Annotated in this window: 13 protein-coding genes and 2 pseudogenes; 7 read left to right on the top strand and 8 right to left on the bottom strand. The window is 54.2% G+C overall.

Going from position 1 to position 16,677, the window contains the following annotated elements; translation table 11 throughout:
* Positions 1-19: 19 nt before the first annotated feature.
* Entirely contained in the window at positions 20-976 is a 957-nt protein-coding gene (locus tag HX786_RS05925; RefSeq protein ID WP_256735064.1) for an AraC family transcriptional regulator, read from the top strand.
* 54 nt (positions 977-1,030) lie between these two features.
* On the opposite strand, the gene HX786_RS05920 is transcribed toward HX786_RS05925, so the two are convergent.
* From HX786_RS05920 to HX786_RS05895, 6 genes are all read right to left on the bottom strand, one after another.
* Complete coding sequence (locus tag HX786_RS05920; RefSeq protein ID WP_178903489.1) at positions 1,031-2,686, bottom strand: cation acetate symporter; 1,656 nt, start codon at positions 2,684-2,686, stop codon at positions 1,031-1,033.
* On the bottom strand, positions 2,683-3,045 hold the full coding sequence (locus HX786_RS05915) for a DUF485 domain-containing protein (protein WP_178903488.1): 363 nt from the start codon (positions 3,043-3,045) through the stop codon (positions 2,683-2,685). The genes HX786_RS05920 and HX786_RS05915 overlap by 4 nt, the downstream gene beginning before the upstream one ends.
* Before the next feature lie 32 nt (positions 3,046-3,077).
* On the bottom strand, positions 3,078-4,298 hold the full coding sequence (locus HX786_RS05910) for an FAD binding domain-containing protein (protein WP_178903487.1): 1,221 nt from the start codon (positions 4,296-4,298) through the stop codon (positions 3,078-3,080).
* Positions 4,295-4,777: a VOC family protein gene (locus tag HX786_RS05905; protein ID WP_178903486.1), complete on the bottom strand. Its 483-nt coding sequence runs from the start codon at positions 4,775-4,777 to the stop codon at positions 4,295-4,297. The genes HX786_RS05910 and HX786_RS05905 overlap by 4 nt, the downstream gene beginning before the upstream one ends.
* 283 nt (positions 4,778-5,060) lie before the next feature.
* Positions 5,061-5,774, bottom strand: coding sequence for a TetR/AcrR family transcriptional regulator (locus tag HX786_RS05900; RefSeq protein ID WP_178903485.1), 714 nt, complete (start codon positions 5,772-5,774; stop codon positions 5,061-5,063).
* A gap of 104 nt (positions 5,775-5,878) precedes the next feature.
* Positions 5,879-6,997 carry an alkene reductase gene (locus tag HX786_RS05895; protein WP_178911826.1) on the bottom strand — a complete coding sequence of 373 codons (1,119 nt, stop codon included), beginning with the start codon at positions 6,995-6,997 and terminating at the stop codon, positions 5,879-5,881.
* 217 nt (positions 6,998-7,214) lie between these two features.
* Here HX786_RS05895 and HX786_RS05890 point away from each other — a divergent pair, with 217 nt between their 5' ends.
* From HX786_RS05890 to HX786_RS05875, 4 genes and pseudogenes are all read left to right on the top strand, one after another.
* A complete protein-coding gene (locus tag HX786_RS05890) occupies positions 7,215-8,108 on the top strand; it encodes a LysR family transcriptional regulator (RefSeq protein ID WP_178911825.1) in 894 nt (297 codons plus the stop codon).
* Positions 8,109-8,317: 209 nt separating this feature from the next.
* Positions 8,318-9,514 (top strand): S9 family peptidase, encoded by a 1,197-nt coding sequence (locus HX786_RS05885; RefSeq protein ID WP_178903482.1) that lies wholly within the window; start codon positions 8,318-8,320, stop codon positions 9,512-9,514.
* Positions 9,515-9,546: 32 nt separating this feature from the next.
* Positions 9,547-10,752 (top strand): MFS transporter, encoded by a 1,206-nt coding sequence (locus HX786_RS05880; protein ID WP_178903481.1) that lies wholly within the window; start codon positions 9,547-9,549, stop codon positions 10,750-10,752.
* Positions 10,753-10,912: 160 nt separating this feature from the next.
* A pseudogene (locus HX786_RS05875) lies at positions 10,913-11,005 on the top strand (transposase); the annotation flags it as partial.
* Here the strand turns inward: HX786_RS05875 and HX786_RS05870 are convergent.
* Positions 11,001-11,168: pseudogene (locus HX786_RS05870) on the bottom strand (IS3 family transposase); the annotation flags it as partial. The pseudogenes HX786_RS05875 and HX786_RS05870 sit on opposite strands and share 5 nt — an antisense overlap.
* A gap of 486 nt (positions 11,169-11,654) precedes the next feature.
* Here HX786_RS05870 and HX786_RS05865 point away from each other — a divergent pair.
* Together HX786_RS05865 and HX786_RS05860 are read left to right on the top strand one after the other, a co-directional pair.
* Positions 11,655-13,286, top strand: a complete 1,632-nt coding sequence (locus tag HX786_RS05865) for an AAA family ATPase (protein ID WP_178911824.1) — start codon at positions 11,655-11,657, stop codon at positions 13,284-13,286.
* On the top strand, positions 13,279-14,112 hold the full coding sequence (locus HX786_RS05860) for an HNH endonuclease (protein ID WP_178903479.1): 834 nt from the start codon (positions 13,279-13,281) through the stop codon (positions 14,110-14,112). The genes HX786_RS05865 and HX786_RS05860 overlap by 8 nt, the downstream gene beginning before the upstream one ends.
* Before the next feature lie 975 nt (positions 14,113-15,087).
* On the opposite strand, the gene HX786_RS05855 is transcribed toward HX786_RS05860, so the two are convergent.
* Entirely contained in the window at positions 15,088-16,668 is a 1,581-nt protein-coding gene (locus HX786_RS05855) for an ABC transporter ATP-binding protein (protein ID WP_177042032.1), read from the bottom strand.
* Positions 16,669-16,677 lie beyond the last annotated feature (9 nt).

Below are 16,677 nucleotides of genomic sequence, written 5' to 3'. Positions count from 1 at the left end.
CTGTCAAACCAGATTATTAATGCTTGATCCTCTGCATTACTTGCGTCATCGTCTGAGCATGCACAGCGATCCCCTTTCAGAGTTCCTGCATTTCGTAAACGCGCGATCCGTCATGTCCGGCGGACTAGTGGCAGGCGGTGCCTGGGCGATAGCCATTCCAGCGCCGGACACGATCAAGTTCTGGGGGGTGGCTCGCGGCAGCTGCTGGTTGTCGTTCGATGACGAAGCGACGCCCATCCTGCTGGAAGAAGGTGATGTGTTTCTCTCTTCGAGGCCTCGCTCGCTCACCATCGCCAGCGACCTTTGCGCACCACGAGTAGACCTCAGTGATGTGGTCAAGAATCGCGTGGGCGCCACGGTGCAACTCGGGTCCGGTGATGACTGCTATGTGATCGTTGCGGGTGTGGAACTTGGCTCTGACTACGATCAGCTGTTTCTGGACGCCATCCCGGCAACCATTCACGTGCGGGGCACTTCGCGTCAAGCGCTAAAACTTTCCTGGTTGATGGATGAACTTATTCAGGAGCGCGAAGACAATTCACCGGGCTCTGGCGTTGCCTCGGCACAGCTTGCCCACCTGATGTTCATCCAGACCCTGCGCGCTCATTTTGTTACTGAAGCCCCCCTGAACCCGGGGTGGTTGAGGGCCGTGACCGACAAGCGCATTGCGCCGGCGCTTCGATTGATGCACGGCGATCCCGGCTATCCCTGGCAACTCGAAGCATTGGCGAAGGCAGCCGCCATGTCGCGAGCGACGTTCGCATTACACTTCAAAACGGTCGCCGGTGTCGCCCCAATGACCTACCTGACCCATTGGCGCATGCGACTCGCAGAGCGTGCACTGCGCGAGACGCGTGCCTCCATCGGGGACATTGGACGGTCTTTCGGATATACATCCGAGAGCGCCTTCAGCAGCGCCTTCAAGCGCGTTACCGGCCGGTACCCTCTGCATTTTCGACGATTGATGGCGCAATAACCGGCTTGACCTTGAGTCCTGGAGCAAGGCGTACGAGCAGGATTCTCATAATGCTCACTCAACCTTCAACTGCGCGCTCCACGTTGCAGGTGTCCCCAGTTCAGAATCTACCAATTGGTTTGCGTATCGGTCGCGCTCCCCCGCTGCGCCCGCAGAGCGGTCTGTGATGGAAAACAGGAAGATACCGATGAATGCTATCGACATGGAAAATAGAGCCGGGTACTCGTATGGGAACCAGGCTTGCGGATGGTGCAGTATCTTGACCCAAACGGTAGGGCTGAGAATGCACAAGGTGATTGCAGATACCAGTCCCAAGGAACCGCCCACCACTGCGCCGCGTGTTGTCAGGCCTTTCCAGTAAATGGACAGCAGCAGCACTGGAAAATTGGAGCTGGCAGCGATGGAGAACGTTAAGCTCACGATAAAAGCGATGTTCTGTTTTTCAAACGCGATGGCCAGAAGAATCGACAAAACGCCCAGCACAATAGTGGTCACACGTGACACCAGCATCTCTTCACGATCATTCGCCGCGCCGCGACGCAAGGCATGTGCATAGAGATCATGTGAAACAGCAGATGAGCCGGCAAGGGTCAGCCCCGCCACGACCGCTAATATCGTCGAAAACGATACCGCGCACATGAAGCCAAGAAACACCTCGCCGCCGACATGGTGTGCCAGATGAATCGCAACCATATTCACGCCGCCCAATATTCCGCCTGACTGATCGTGATAGTCGGGGTTGCCTGCAACCAATGCGATGGTGCCAAAACCAATGATCACAATTAGCGCATAGCCGATGCCGACTAAACCCGTCGCATAAAGAATGCTTTGGCGTGCTGCCTTCACGTTGCCTACGGTAAAGAAACGCATAAGGATATGCGGAAGGCCTGCCGTACCAAACACAAGTGCCAAGCCCAGTGAGATCGCGGACACAGGATCACTTATCAACCCACCGGGGCTCATGATTGCCACATGAGAGGGATGGACACGGATTGCTTGAGTAAACAGCTGATTCAAACTAAAGCCGAATTCGGCCAAGACCATGACCGCCATGAAAACGCAGCCGGTCAGCAGCAATACTGCTTTGATAATCTGAATCCAGGTAGTGGCCAACATCCCGCCAAAAAAAACGTAGATCACCATGAGCGTGCCTACAAGCAGCACGGCTGCCGTGTAATCAAAGCCGAACAACAGCTCCACCAGCTTCCCGGCGCCTACCAACTGAGACACCAGGTACAGAAGAACAATGACGATCGAGCTGGATGCCGAAAAAGCGCGTATAGGCCGTTGCTTCAGCCGATAACTCAGCACATCCGCGAGCGTATAACGGCCCAAATTGCGCAAGGGCTCTGCAATCAAAAACAGGATGATTGGCCAGCTTGCAAGAAACCCAATTGAATAAACCAACCCATCAAAGCCGTTGGTAAACACCAGTGCTGATATACCAAGCAGCGAGGCGGCGGACATATAGTCCCCGGCGATGGCCCAACCATTCTGGAACCCGGTGATTTTTCCACCGGCAGCATAGTGATCTGCGACGCTGTTGTTTTTGCGTGCAGCCCATCGCGTAATAAATAGCGTGAATATAACGAACGCTAAAAACATACCAATGGCTAAATAACTATGTTGTTGTGCGGCGATGGAGGGCTCGGCTGCCTGTGCCACCGCTGAAGTAACAACGGCTGTGGCTCCAATGAGTAGACGCTTCATGTGTGAAAGATCCTGATGATTTTTTTTATTTTCGGGTCATAACAGGTCGTAGTGCGCCATACATAGATGGCCACCAGCAGCGTGGTGAAGGCAAACATTCCAAAGCCGACAGGGATGCCCCAGGTAATGGGCTGCCCTTCAATAATCGGAGTGCCCAAACGTTCGGGCATAAAGGCCAGGGAAAGGATGAATCCAAAATAGACCGTCAACATGAGAAGGCTCATGCTCCACGAAAATCTGCGACGCTGTTTGACCAGCCCACGAAAGTCGGGGCTGTCGAGTATCGGACTCCTGATGGCGTTTTCCAGCTGATTGGCAGACACGGCCGGGTCACCGTCTTGCGGATATAGAGCTTGCATAGGAATCTCCTGCAGAAGGGCTTACGACCGAATTAAAAGCTCACAGGCACGGCAGTTTCACGCATGACGGCTTCCGGAGTCCTATGCAACTCAGCCATTTCGCGCTCTTCTTCGTTTTTCAGTTGCGCTTGCATATAGGCCCCCAAGTGCCGCGCATGCTGAACAATCGACGTCCCGAATTGGCAGCGCTGTTCGCTGAAGTCTGCCAATGCGAGCTCAACAGATGCATGACGCTCCAGTGCTTCCACAATGGCCAAAGCATCGCCGGCAGCCTTGGTAACACCCATGCCGCAGTGAGGACGCACTACAAACGCGGCGTCACCGATTAAAGCAATACGGCCGAAGTTCATCTTCGGAACTTCAAGATCGTAAATCGGCTGAAACAGCGGTTGAGACGCCTTTCTTACGACTTCGGCAAACTGGGGAGCCAGTAAGGTATCGGCTGCCTTGTACATAGCATCAAGCACGTCACCGCGTATCAGCCCGGGAGGAATTCCGCCTTCAAATTGTTTACCGCTTTCATCCCTCAATAAGTCGCGCAAGGCATCGTCGTCGCACGCGCGATACCACACAAAGTTGTAGCGACGCTGGCCTGCAGCCGTACTATTGGAATGCCCGGCTACGGGGTAGCCCAGAATTTGCTCTTGAGGCGGCAAACAAAATGCAAACTTGTCGAAAAGCGCCGTGTGAGTGGCGTCGCAGAGCGCACTTTCATCAACCAGTCCGCGCCAGGCAACATACCCGGCATATTGCAGGTGCACGTCTGGTAAAAAATGCTGGCGAATGGTCGAGCGAAATCCATCCGCGGCGATAATGAGATCGGCCTGGTGGGTTGTCCCGTCGGCCAACGTGACACTGGCGTGCGTCGGAGTACTTTCGACCGAGATTACATTGCCACCGCAGCGGTACTGAGAATCTGGAAAAGCCGCGCGAAGCACCTGGTACATCTTCCCCCACGCGGTCAAAGTCTGCGGGTGTGCCGTCTCAAGTACGACGCTACCGCCCTGCGCCAGGGTAACGCGTGAATGCACATCGATACCGATGGAGGTGTCGAGAGGAATACCCGCCACTGCCATCGCCTCGTACAACTCAGGGTGCGTCACGATGCCGGCGCCACGTCCGGCAAGCTCATCCGGCACGCGCTCGAAGACCTCTACATCCCAACCTTTGCGCAATAGCATATTCGCTGCAAACAGCCCTCCCAGAGAACCACCCACAACAATAGCCCGGCGCTTGTTCGAAGAATGAGTCATGACCGCTCTCCTCCCATGGCCGCCACATGGTCTGCATAAGAACCGACCGCTTGAATTTCCGATGCCGGAAAATTGAGCTCGATGGTCACGCCTGAAGGGTCTTCGATAAACACCTGATGAAGGCCAAGACTGGGAACGGTGCGGTCACGCCAAGCAACCCCTTCGGCTTTGAAAACGCTCCAGAAATCGACCAGGCCGGTGACCAGAAACGCAATATGGTCGACGGTACCGGTGCCGGTCTGCGGGATTTCTTTATCACCCAGGTATTGCTTGAGGCCTTCGGGGTTATTCGGATCAATCCCGATAATGTGAACCGTGCCGTAATCCTTCTCGTCGCCGCCCATGTACAGCCAGACGCCGGGAAAATCGAACGGCGGCCGGTAGCCGGGAGTAAACCCAAGCACTTTTTCATAAAATCGGCTCGATTTTTCCAGATCGAACGAGCGTATTGAATAGTGAGCGAGCTTCAAGACTTGCATGATGCCTCCAACGTTTTGTGTTTATTTATCACTTGATAAACAATAGAGCTTCACGAATTTGAAGTAAATAGGTTGGGGGGCATATTTTTGTGCGCGCAATGCTGCGTGCCGCCGATTCGGAAGGCTTATCAGGCGGGTATCAGGGAGTTTTCTTAGCGCGAAAGCGGGGGGCGCGCCATCCATCACCCTTTGCGCAAATCGCCAAGGAAAGTAATGACAGCCAGTAATGCAGACGTCTAAAAGCAGTGTTCAACGCCGCACAGGGGCGGCATCGCTGTTCAACTCAAGAGTGGATGTCGAGCGCGTCGCTATCCAGTTGTTGCAGGGTGTGAGGGCTGCCGTTGAGGAACGCGTCGACCATTTGCTTGATCAGCACGTCTATGTCCTCAGTCACGGGAAGATCGTAGATCCACTTTCGAACGCCCACGTAAAAAATACTGGCGTGCAAACTCCAGATCAGTTCGAGTTCGCTTTCACTGATCGTCGCACTCGCTGACGGCGCCAGACCATGCGCGTGGCGAATTTCCGCGATAACGGGAATGAAGACCCGCTCGCGCAATTTGGCCAGATAGCGATCATTGATACCTTCGCGAGTCAAACCGGCAAACACGAAGATACGAATCCATTCTCGTCGCAGGATCACCTGGGCATAAGCGGTATAGAAACGCACCAAGCGAGACTGAAGACCTTCCGAGCGGTCTTTTATGATGGACTCCCAAGCGTCATCCCACTGATAGACCTCATCGTATACGCGGTCAATCAGTGCTTCTTTGCTGGGGAAGTATCGGTAGAGCAGCGGTTGGGTGACGTCAAGTTGGCGCGCCAGTTCGCGCGTACTGCCCGAAAATCCGCACGTCGCAAAATGCTCTATCGCCTTCTGCACGATTTGCTGTTCTCTGACTTCGGGCGACAAACGCCGTGCGGTCGATTTGACCACCGCGGCTGTCTGCGCCACCTTGCCGGAGGCCTTGTTGTTGACCTTTTTTGAGTCTTGCATAACGCCTCGCTCGAGCTGATTGAGGCATCATACAAAACAAAAGAATGCACTGGCTATGAATGGCCAGGCTCTCTACCGATGGGGTTCAACGTTCACGCGCCAGTTCAGGCATGATCTGCCAGAGCGGGGTAATCGGTGTAACCCGTCGCATCGCCACCAAAGAACGTGGCGCCATCAGCCGGATTCAAATGCTGGTTTGCCTTGAAACGCGCTGGGAGATCGGGGTTGGCGAGGAAGTTACGCCCGAATGCAATGATGTCCCCTCGCCCACTTTCGAGTGCAGCCTCGGCAGTCTTTTGATCGTACCCACCGGCGAGCATCAGCACACCGCTGTAACTCTCACGAAGCTGCTTGATGATCGTGTCCCAGCGCGGATCGAAGTTTTCATCTCGCTCGATGCCCACAATGACCGGTTCGACCAGGTGCAGATAAGCCAGATTCATCGTGTTGAGCTGCGTCACCACATAACCGAATGTCGCTTCTGGTGTCGCATCTCCCATGCCCATGAAACGCCCCATGGGCGTCAGGCGTACCGCGACACGGTGAGCCCCCACTTCCTCAATCACTGCCTGAGTGACTTCGAGCAAAAGTCGAGCACGATTCTCAATACTCCCTCCGTAAATATCATCACGCTTATTGCTGTTGGAATCGATGAACTGGTCTAGCAGATACCCATTGCCAGAATGGATTTCTACGCCATCCATACCCGCCAGTACAGCATTACGCGCGGCAACACGGTAGTCCTGAATAATTGACTGGATACCCTCGATTGTCAGGGCCTGTGGTACTGGAACGTCACCCCAGACGCCATTGCCTTCTTCATCAATAATGAATGTCTTGCCGCCCTCTACACTCAAAGCACTCGGCCCGACCGGCAATCCACCGTTGGGTTGAAAACTGGGATGGGAGATACGACCCACGTGCCAAAGCTGCAAGAATATCGTACCGCCTTCGGCATGAACGGCATCGCTGACGGCCTTCCATCCAGCAACTTGCTCGGGCGTGTAGATACCTGGAGTCCAGGCGTAACCTTGACCCTGCTGTGAAATTTGAGAAGCCTCTGTGATGATTAGCGCGGCGCTTGCACGTTGACGGTAATACTCGACATTCAACTGCGTCGGCACGTTACCTGGTTGACCGGCACGCGAGCGCGTCAGGGGAGCCATCGCGATACGATGCTTGAGAGTGTGAGTGCCAATTGTAATGGGGTCGAAAAGTTTCATAGGCTTTCCTGTAGATAAGCGGGCTACGCCGCGCATGAATAGGTTTCAGGCGTGCAAGGTAGCGGCGCTGTCTCAACAGGAGAATCGGTGCGATCTGCAACACAATCTTGCGCAATGCGCAAAGCACCCTGCGGATCTCGACATGCGCGGTCAGAGAAGAATCTCTGATCGCTATCAACTGCACCAACAGACGCGCTGATATCGTTTAAGGAGTGTTATGGACAAGCTGCTGGCCCTGAAGATGTTCGTGCAGACCGTCGACTCCAAGGGCTTTTCATCTGCGGCCAGACAATTGGGCCTGGCAACCTCTTCGGTAACGCGAATGATCGATGGGCTGGAAGCCGAACTAGGCGCTGTATTGCTCAATCGCTCAACCCGTCAAGTCACCTTGTCTGACGCGGGCTCCGCATATTATTTGAAGGCTCGGGAAATTCTGAGTGCCATGGCTGACGCTGATGCGTCGGTCACGGATCGGGGTGATGCACCTACCGGGCAATTACGTATTTCAGTGCCTGTCGCGTTTGGACGACGATTGATCAGCCCTCATATCGGTGCATTTCTACAGCGCTATCCAGACCTTGAATTAGATATGACCTTGTCGGATGACATCGTCGATTTGCTCGGTGAGCGTATCGATCTTTCTATCAGACTGGGAACAGCAGCAACCATGGACGGAGTGGTCAGCCGCGCCATAGGTACGTTTCGCCGAAAAGTAGTCGCCAGCCCCGAATACCTGGACGTACGCGGCTTTCCAAAGCAGCCAACCGACCTGTTGCAACATGACTGTATGCGCTTCAGCTATGGCCCTCAGCAGCAGGTCTGGACCTTTCAGGAAGACAGTGGGGAGGTCCGCGTATCGGTTGATGGCCGGTTCAAAAGTAACAATGCCGAAGTCTTGCGCGAAGTCGCACTGGCAGGCGGTGGCGTGGCACTGTTGCCTGACTGGCTCGTCAGCGAAGATATCGAAAGCGGAAGGCTGACGTCCTTGTTTGAATCTTTTGTGGTCAACCCCAATAGCGCGAGCTCGGCCATCTCAGCGCTTTATCTGCCCAATTATCGAGGCTCTAGAAGAGTCAATGCGTTCATCGAATTTCTAAGCGAATTGCTTTGATCAGATGACGTGGCAAAGCGCGCCATTCCACTCGGGATGCCTTTAGTAAAGCCAAAATGATCGAAACCCTGTAATCGAGCCGGCACTCCCGAATGTACGTCTATGATTCAATCAAATACTCATCCGCTTTATTTATCGATCGAACATTAACGTTGCATTTGCTCCATCACTGAGAATACGATTCCATTTTCTGCGCCGGGGTGTCTGCCATGAAATTCCTTTTCAAAAATGAGTCTTTTTCTTTCGAAACCCTCAGAACCGCCGGTTTTGCTGGCTACAGCGGTGCTGATTTGGGCGAAGTACTTATGACAGCTAAAGCCATTCCAGAAGGAAACGAAGAAGCATGGCTACGGGAGTGGGAAGCCACCGCGGACCGTGTTGCGGGATTGGCAGAGCATTCTCTGGCGCGTGGCCACCGAGTCAGCGCCCGTGAAGCTTTTTTCAGAGCGGCTAATTACTACAGGACGGCCGAGTTTTTCAAACGCGCCAACCCTGAAACGGATAAAGACGTTGCGCGAATCAGTAACGCCTCGCGTGAGGCATTCATTTCGGCAGCACAGCTTCTGGATACCCCCTTCGAAATAGTATCCATCCCTTATGAGGGAACGACCCTTCCGGGGTACCTTTTCCTGGCTGATCATTCGGGCAGTCCCAAACCCACAATCATCTATAACAACGGCTTTGACTCCACTCAGGAAGAGTCCTATTACGCAATCGCCGCAGCGGCGCTGTTACGTGGGTATAACGTGTTGGCGTTTGACGGCCCAGGCCAGGGATCGGTTATTCGCGATCAGCGAATTCCCTTTCGGCACGACTGGGAGGCGGTGATTACGCCTGTCATCGATTTTGCATTGACGCGTGCGGAAGTGCTCGCCGACAAGATCGCATTGTTCGGATACAGCCTTGGCGGCTACCTGGTCGCGCGTGCTGCAGCGTATGAGCATCGCGTCGCTGCAATCATCCTGGATGACGGGCTTTATGATTTTAATTTTGCGTTTAGAAACGCACTCCCTTCTTTCCTGACCACATGGATCTCGAACAAGCAGGACAGCCTCGCGGAACCGTTGCTGAACCTGGCCAGACGCCTGAACACGGGCAAGCGATGGGCACTTGATAACGGCAAATGGACGTTTGGCGTTACCTCCGGCGCCGAGTTTATCCGCATGACCAGACAGTACACGCTGAAAGACTGCGCTCACTTGATCAAGGCTGCCACCTTGGTATTGGACGCCGAAAACGATCAGTTTTTAAAAGGGCAACCCGAGCAGGTGTATGCGGTATTAACCTGCCCAAAACATCTGGCTCTACTGCTGACCTCCGAAGGTGCCGGGGAGCATTGCCATATGGGGGCGATGAGTCGCGTTCATCAGACTATTTTTGATTGGCTCGACGAAACATTTGCATGAGGGTTGAACGCGCAAAGAGTGATGAATGATTGATGAGTAAAGCACCCACCACAGCACTGAACCCTGTCATCTGGCTGCTTGCATTGGGCACCTTCGCCATAGGAACAGACGTCTTTGTAGTCTCCGGCGTATTGTCACTCATGGCACAAGACCTGAGCACCAGCCTTGAGTCAGCGGGCCTTACAGTCACCGCATACGCCCTCACTTACGCCTTGGCCGCGCCATTGATAGTGCCAATGACTGCAACACTGAACCAACGGCGTGTGTGTATCTCAGCACTGGCCATGTTCGCTGTCGGCAATTTCCTTTGTGCCCTGGCTCAATCCTATGAACTGCTGATGGTCGCCCGTGCCATTGCAGGCATCGCAGCAGCGCTGTACACCTCAACCGCCTATGCCCTGGCCACCGCTCTTGCGCCAGCCAATCGCAAGGGTGCGGCCCTGTCCGCCGTTGCATTGGGATTGACTGCGGCCGCGGTTTTTGGCGTTCCAATCGGCGCGGCCATTGGCCACGCGATTGGCTGGAGAGCTACATTCTGGCTCGTGGCGACCCTCTCGGGGGGGGCTGTATTTGCACTTTCATGTCGTACGTTTGCAAACCAATCACACCTGAATACGAGTCGGCTGACTTACGCAGCACGATTTGCGCCCCTTATACGGCCAACGGTTCTGCTGGCCTTGCTGCCCAGCTTGCTTTGGAACACCGCAAACCTGACTAGCTACACGTATTTGGGCGCCATGCTTGCAGAGCGTCATGATCCTCAGACAGTGATTTTTTTGTTCTTCGTATACGGTGTCGGAGGGCTGATCGGTAGCCAGTTGGGCGGTCGTCTTCTCGACCGTTTTGGCGTAACAACACCTCTCGCATTTTGCTTGGCTATCGCAGCCATCAATCAAGCCATGATGCAGATAAGTGCGACTTCTACGTTAACTACCGCATGTGCATTAGCCATATGGTCGATCACCGGTTGGGCGACCTTCGCTCCTCAACAGGCACGCTTGATCAACCTGGCGCCGCAAAATAGCGCCCTTCTAATTGCACTGAATCATTCCGTCATTTACATCGGCTTTGCGACTGGAGCAGCCATCGGCGGTGCCGCTATCGCGCGTGGAATTGATGTTTCACAACTGCACTGGATCACTAGCGTACTTCTGCTGGCTGCGTTGCTGATATTTTTGCTCGGAATAAAGCGGGAAATAGCTGAACCAAGGTTGTTGAGTGGAAGGAGCAGAAGCTGATTAAAATTAAGAAAATCGGGAGAGAGAGGACGGCTCTGCAAAACAGTTATCTAGCTTCTCTTAGCTACGGGCCTAGAAAATCAGGTGTGGGCTCATTGTAGTGGTCTAATGAAACCGGACACCCATTTAGGCGAGAATGCTCGCCATAGAGAGGTGTCCGATGACCAAGCAACGTCGTTCCTTTACGCCCGAGTTCAAGCGCGAAGCTGCAAGTCTGGTGCTCGACCAGGGCTACAGCCATATCGAAGCTGCCCCTCCGCCTGCATCAAGCGCCCGACTCGATTTCGCCCGCATGCCTTTCCCAGTTCACGTAGGTCATCGTGAATTTTGCGGTAGCCGTATACACCTCCGCTTTCTAGCCAAGCGTGTTTGATCAAGCCAAGCAGACGTTGATCTTCTTTTGCTCGGGTAGTTTGGCCGACGCTCTGGAAAGTCAAGTAATGCGATGCCCTACCTCACGCCTTCGGCTAATCACCTGGCTAGCTGAATGCATCAAAAGTGCTCCGGAGATCGCACAGGCCGAGCGGAATCTACCCAGCCTGCCCGAAACGTTGATATCGGCATACGCAACGTGGATTCACCAAAGTGGCGAGAGCTAGTCAGGCACAACGATCGCCTGGTGCCGAGCCACAGGCCGCTTTGTCTCGCTATCTAACCCGCAAGAGCCTCCCGGATTAGATTAACCAATTAGCCGCATCCGGCATCGACTTTGGAATGGTTCAACTCCATTACATCCACCTCCTCACGCTGAGCCGGTGGTCGATCAGTAACGATTGGCCTGAGCTATCTGTGCAGTAGAGGCATCAATTTTCGTGATATCATTTCGCCACAGCATAACTAAGCCCTGCTAATAGATAGCGGCGTCTCCAAAACACTCTATTGCCCGAATGATACCCAATTCAATGAAGACAAAAAAGGCATCTCCGACGGAACCCGTCACAGTTTTTTTCTACCATGACCCTTATCCCAACTTTAACAAAAACTCACACGATATCGTCATCACACCTAAGCTGAGCAATCGAAAAGACACAAAGTTTGGAATGGGGTGCGCAATCTACTTCAGGACATATGACGGCGCATACGAGAGTTTCAATGGGCACTGCGCCATCCAAGGAAACAACAACCTGAATGAGTTTTTCAACAGCGTATTACAAAGTCATGAGCCTATTGATGCCCGCTCGCTCAAAGTACCGTTCAGAACTTTACTTTCCGACAGCAAATCTTACAATCTTCTGCACAACATCTTCGGAGCCAAGCGGGCACGAGAGCTATTAACAGCCGCTCAAGACATCGCTGTGGCAACTGGGTTCCATGTATCCTGGCGCGGTTTCACCTCTTCTTCCGAATTTTCTTTGGGCTTTATCAGATCAAGCGAAGCTTATTTCGCCTTCCGTCGGGCAAAGAGAATTATCCAAGGATTGAGCATCAAAGTAGCGGATGCCCGCCAGACCTTCAGCGCCGCTTTAATAGGAAAAGGGCCGAACGTTACGTTCAACTTTCTATTCGACAAGTCAAACTTCTTCAGAGGACGAATTTCAGTCATAATCGGCCAAAACGGATCAGGTAAAACTGCATCGCTTGCAAAGCTGGCGCGCGGCTTGGCGGATACAAAAAATAAGAGCGTAGAGATCACCAATCGCCCAGATCTTAATCAGGTTCTGGCCTTCATTCACACCTCATCACGCCGCCAGTTTACACCTGCTTCAGAAGCAGGCATGGGTAGAGCCCGGATATTCACGTTTAACCCCGCTACGCCCAAAAAATATGACTCAGTGCCTATGACACAACTGCTGGTCGATGTCGCCCGCAGTCTTGGCCCCATGTATAAATCATTGGACATTTTTCGAGAAGTCCTCGCCGCTGAATTCCCAAATCTTCAGCTATACATTCCGATCGACCACCCGAACAATAACGAGCCCAACTCTAACAAACGAGACGGTCACGCCGATTTTGAAGATTGGATGAGGGGTGGAGAATTCAGCCAGCTGAAACAGATCGCACAGATTGATCACTCCCGTCCAATTAAGTTTGTCGACGAGCGAGGCAGCGAACGACCCCTGAGTTTGGGACAGCAGTCATTCATTAATTTTTGCCTGATAGCGCTTGCAAACGCTGGCCCTTCTTCCGCGTTTATCATTGATGAGCCTGAAAACTTCTTGCATCCGAACCTTATTTCAAGGTTCATGCGAACGCTCAATAAAATCCTAGAAGCAACACAGTCCATAGCAATTATAGCGACCCATTCGCCATTCGTAGTTCGCGAAGTCCAAAGCGCTCAGGTGCATGTCATGTGGGAGTCAGAGGGGTTAATAAAGGTGAGCCACCCTCGCCTCCAAACCCTGGGGGCAAACGTTGCGTCCATTTCTAATGAAGTGTTTGGCGACGATCTTCCCATGCACCTTTATGAGGAGCTCGTCGTTCATGCCAAAAATCAGAGCAGCACATTTACCGAGGCCTTGCAAAAGTATTCGGGTGAGCTAAGTACTGAAGCGTTGATGCTGCTTCATAAAAAAATGGATAGCGAAAATGCGTAAGATCCCGCTACCCGTCGTAGATGACATTGAAAACTTGCAGCTTCTTGAGGCTTCAAAATCCGATAATGCGCAAGCCATCGTGGCGCACATGCCAGCTATGAGAGAACGGTTTGCGGAATACGATCGAGGCTGTGGTAATCCGTGGCTGGTTGATGTTGATCAGCAATTTGAGGATAAGAAAGCCCATTTGCAACATCTCTACACAAGCCCACCCTTGGCGTTGGGTTTTATAGAGCAATTAAGATATTCGCTGGCGGGCGCCTGTCCGGTGTGCGGGGGGCGAGGTGTTGGCACCCTCGATCATTACCTGCCAAAAAGCTTTTATGCGGAGTTTTCTTTCTACTCAAAGAATCTGGTGCCTGCTTGCTTCAACTGCAACACGAAGAGAGGCAACCTCACCAAAGGTGCGCTTGACGGCGAACGCCCTATTCACCCTTATTTCGATGCCTTTGCAGAGCGCAGAATCATGCTCATCGTGATCTCACCTCCTTGGAAGGCACCAGAGGTCAATGCTATCCCTTATGATGTCACGGGCGCTGAGCTGGTAACTGCAAAGTGGCACATCGACAACATTATCGTGCCAGCAGGTTTTCACAGAGAAATCCGCGACCTATGGGGTTCAATACTTCTCGACCCTTACGCTTATTTTGATGACCCGACCGACATCAATGCTGTGATCAGGGTCCTGCAGCGCTGGCAGAGGGTTGAGGAGGCATCCGACCGCTCCCTCAACGGATGGCGATCCTGTTTCATACTCGGTCTGAGCATGAATTTGGAAGCCCTGCAATACATAGCAGCACTTCCTCCCGCAACTCCCCGTCCTTGACGTCCGTGACGCAGCGGGAGCATCTCCCGCTGCGATGATTTGCGAACGTCCAACACCAGCTTATCTGCCACAGGGTTTTCAGCAAGCCTATTTTCTGCCCTTGCGAGCTCCCGGATAGGGTCACGAAAAAGCCCTAAAAATGACAGGCTGACCGGCTTCATTTAAGTCGTCGCTGCGACGGGTTCAAAAGACGCCACTTGAAAAACAAACCTAACGGAAACCAAAGAAATCAGCCATTTTCCCTGATGCACATCACAATTCTGTATGATTTCCGAATGTCAACCCTATAAAACAAAAAATAAAACGGAGTTGTTATATTTGAGGGACAAAGAAAAAGCGGGATCTCCTTACCATCCATTTTCTCAGATTTTTTCTCCTATCTGTGCCACACGCTTTTCGTAAGCATCCGGCAAACTCACCTTCCGAACTCCAGCATTAAGGGCTTAGCCTCTGGACTGGGACCGTCACAGGCCGGGCGACGGGGCTAAGGATGGCGGGGAAAACTAGGTCCGTGAACATTCATCGATGAACAGTCGCGCTAATTTCGAGATCACTGATTCAGTAAAATCGGGCCCGTGAACTGCTTATGAACATCTGACATCGCCCACTTGTTAAATAACGTATAGCGCCCGGGATTTGTTTGAGCAGGAAATGCGCTCGAGTGGCTAACGCACCTTGCCCTTTCAGATCAAACCGACCGGCCATGTACTTGGGGACAGTCAGTGCCAGCGCGACGACAGCCAACACCAGCGGTAAAAGCGAAACCCACAGCACTGTGTTCCAGCCATAAGCCGACAGCAGCCCACCCGACGAAAAAGACCCGACCGCCATCACGCCGAACACTCGGAGCTGGCCTACTACGTCATTTATCGGCCTGAGTGCGCCAGCCTGCCCAAACTGACGACGTTCCGGGACTGGTTGTTGGCAGAAGCACAGCAGACGGTAAAGCGTGAGATCAGCGCCCACTAGGCTGTACTACTCGCGATTCCTCAACGACGACGCTACCAGCAAATCCCGCGTATAGGCATGCTCCGGTGCGTCGAACAATTGCTCGGTACTCCCCGCCTCCACGACCACGCCATCCTTCACCACGATCAAGTCGTGAGCCAACGCCCTTACCACCGCCAGGTCGTGGCTGATAAACAAGTAGGTCAGCCCATGCTCCTCCTGCAACCTGCGCAGCAAACTCACCACCTGCTTTTGCACAGTGCGGTCGAGAGCTGAGGTGGGTTCGTCGAGCAATATCAAATCCGGCTTGATCACCAGTGCGCGGGCGATTGCGATGCGTTGGCGCTGGCCGCCGGAGAATTCGTGGGGGAAGCGATGGCGCGTATCGGGGTCGAGTCCGACGTCGCGCAACACGGCAATCACTTGAGCTTCGCGCGCGCAAGCATTGAGGTCCGTGTGTACGCGCAGGCCTTCTTCGATGATTTGCTGCACGCTCATGCGCGGACTGAGGCTGCCGAACGGGTCTTGAAACACCACCTGTAGTTTGCGCCGCCAGGGACGCAGGGCCTTGCCTTTGAGTGCGTCGAGGGCCTGGCCCTGGAAGCGAATGCTGCCTTGGGCGTCGATCAACCGCAGGATCGCCTGGCCAAGGGTGGATTTGCCCGAGCCGGATTCGCCAACAATGCCCAAGGTTTTGCCACGTTGCAGGCGCAGGTCGATGCCGTCCACCGCCTTGATCGGCGGTTTGCGCCGCAGCAGGCCGCCTTGCGGGAACCAGACCTTGAGGTTGTCCACTTCCAGCAGGTTGTCCGCCGTCTCACGTACCACCGCCCTGCCCTCGGGCTCGGCCTCGAGCAACTGCCGGCTGTAGGCGTGCTGCGGCGCGGCAAACAGTGCCTGGCAGTCGGCCTGTTCGACGATCTGGCCGGCGCGCATCACCGCCACGCGCTGGGCGATGCTGCGCACCACGTTGAGGTCGTGGCTGATCAACAGCAGCGCCATGCCCAGGCGTTGCTGCAGGTCTTTGAGCAGCGCAAGAATGCGTCGTTGCACGGTCACGTCCAGGGCCGTGGTGGGCTCGTCGGCAATCAGCAGCAGCGGTTCGCAAGCCAGCGCCATGGCGATCATCACCCGCTGGCGCTGCCCGCCGGATAGCTGATGCGGGTACGCCGCAAGGCGCTGGCGCGGGTGCTGGATGCCCACCAGTTCGAGCAACTCCAACACGCGCTCACGCGCCGCCGCACCGCCCAGGCCTTTGTGCAGCAGCAGGGTTTCGGACAGCTGCCGTTCGACGCTGTACAGCGGGTTGAGCGAGGTCATCGGCTCCTGAAAGATCATCGCGATGCGATCGCCGCGAATCTGCCTTAAACGCTCCGGCCGCGCGCCGAGCAGCTCTTCGCCCTGGTAGCGAATACTGCCCTGGGTACGCGTGGTGTGGGGCGGCAGCAATTGCAGGATCGAGTGGGCGGTCACCGATTTGCCGGAGCCCGACTCGCCCACCAGCGCCAGGCACTCGCCCGGGTGAATATCCAGGTCGATGCCACGCACCGCTTTGTGCCCGTCGAACGCCACTTTCAGGTTACGAATTTCAATCAACGCGTCAGTCACGGCACAGCT

Source organism: Pseudomonas sp. 21615526, assembly GCF_013386245.1.
Lineage (GTDB): Bacteria > Pseudomonadota > Gammaproteobacteria > Pseudomonadales > Pseudomonadaceae > Aquipseudomonas.
Note: the sequence above shows the minus strand (reverse complement) of the source record. Positions and strands in the feature narration are given on the sequence as shown.

Bases quoted from the DNA above. Each gene is read 5' to 3' on its own strand.
- HX786_RS05860 (WP_178903479.1), top strand. From the start codon at position 13,279: ATGCGTAAGATCCCGCTACCCGTCGTAGATGACATTGAAAACTTGCAG.
- HX786_RS05890 (WP_178911825.1), top strand. From the start codon at position 7,215: ATGGACAAGCTGCTGGCCCTGAAGATGTTCGTGCAGACCGTCGACTCC.
- HX786_RS05910 (WP_178903487.1), bottom strand. From the start codon at position 4,298: ATGACTCATTCTTCGAACAAGCGCCGGGCTATTGTTGTGGGTGGTTCT.
- HX786_RS05920 (WP_178903489.1), bottom strand. From the start codon at position 2,686: ATGAAGCGTCTACTCATTGGAGCCACAGCCGTTGTTACTTCAGCGGTG.
- HX786_RS05905 (WP_178903486.1), bottom strand. From the start codon at position 4,777: ATGCAAGTCTTGAAGCTCGCTCACTATTCAATACGCTCGTTCGATCTG.
- HX786_RS05915 (WP_178903488.1), bottom strand. From the start codon at position 3,045: ATGCAAGCTCTATATCCGCAAGACGGTGACCCGGCCGTGTCTGCCAAT.
- HX786_RS05900 (WP_178903485.1), bottom strand. From the start codon at position 5,774: ATGCAAGACTCAAAAAAGGTCAACAACAAGGCCTCCGGCAAGGTGGCG.
- HX786_RS05885 (WP_178903482.1), top strand. From the start codon at position 8,318: ATGAAATTCCTTTTCAAAAATGAGTCTTTTTCTTTCGAAACCCTCAGA.
- HX786_RS05865 (WP_178911824.1), top strand. From the start codon at position 11,655: ATGAAGACAAAAAAGGCATCTCCGACGGAACCCGTCACAGTTTTTTTC.
- HX786_RS05880 (WP_178903481.1), top strand. From the start codon at position 9,547: ATGAGTAAAGCACCCACCACAGCACTGAACCCTGTCATCTGGCTGCTT.
- HX786_RS05925 (WP_256735064.1), top strand. From the start codon at position 20: ATGCTTGATCCTCTGCATTACTTGCGTCATCGTCTGAGCATGCACAGC.
- HX786_RS05895 (WP_178911826.1), bottom strand. From the start codon at position 6,997: ATGAAACTTTTCGACCCCATTACAATTGGCACTCACACTCTCAAGCAT.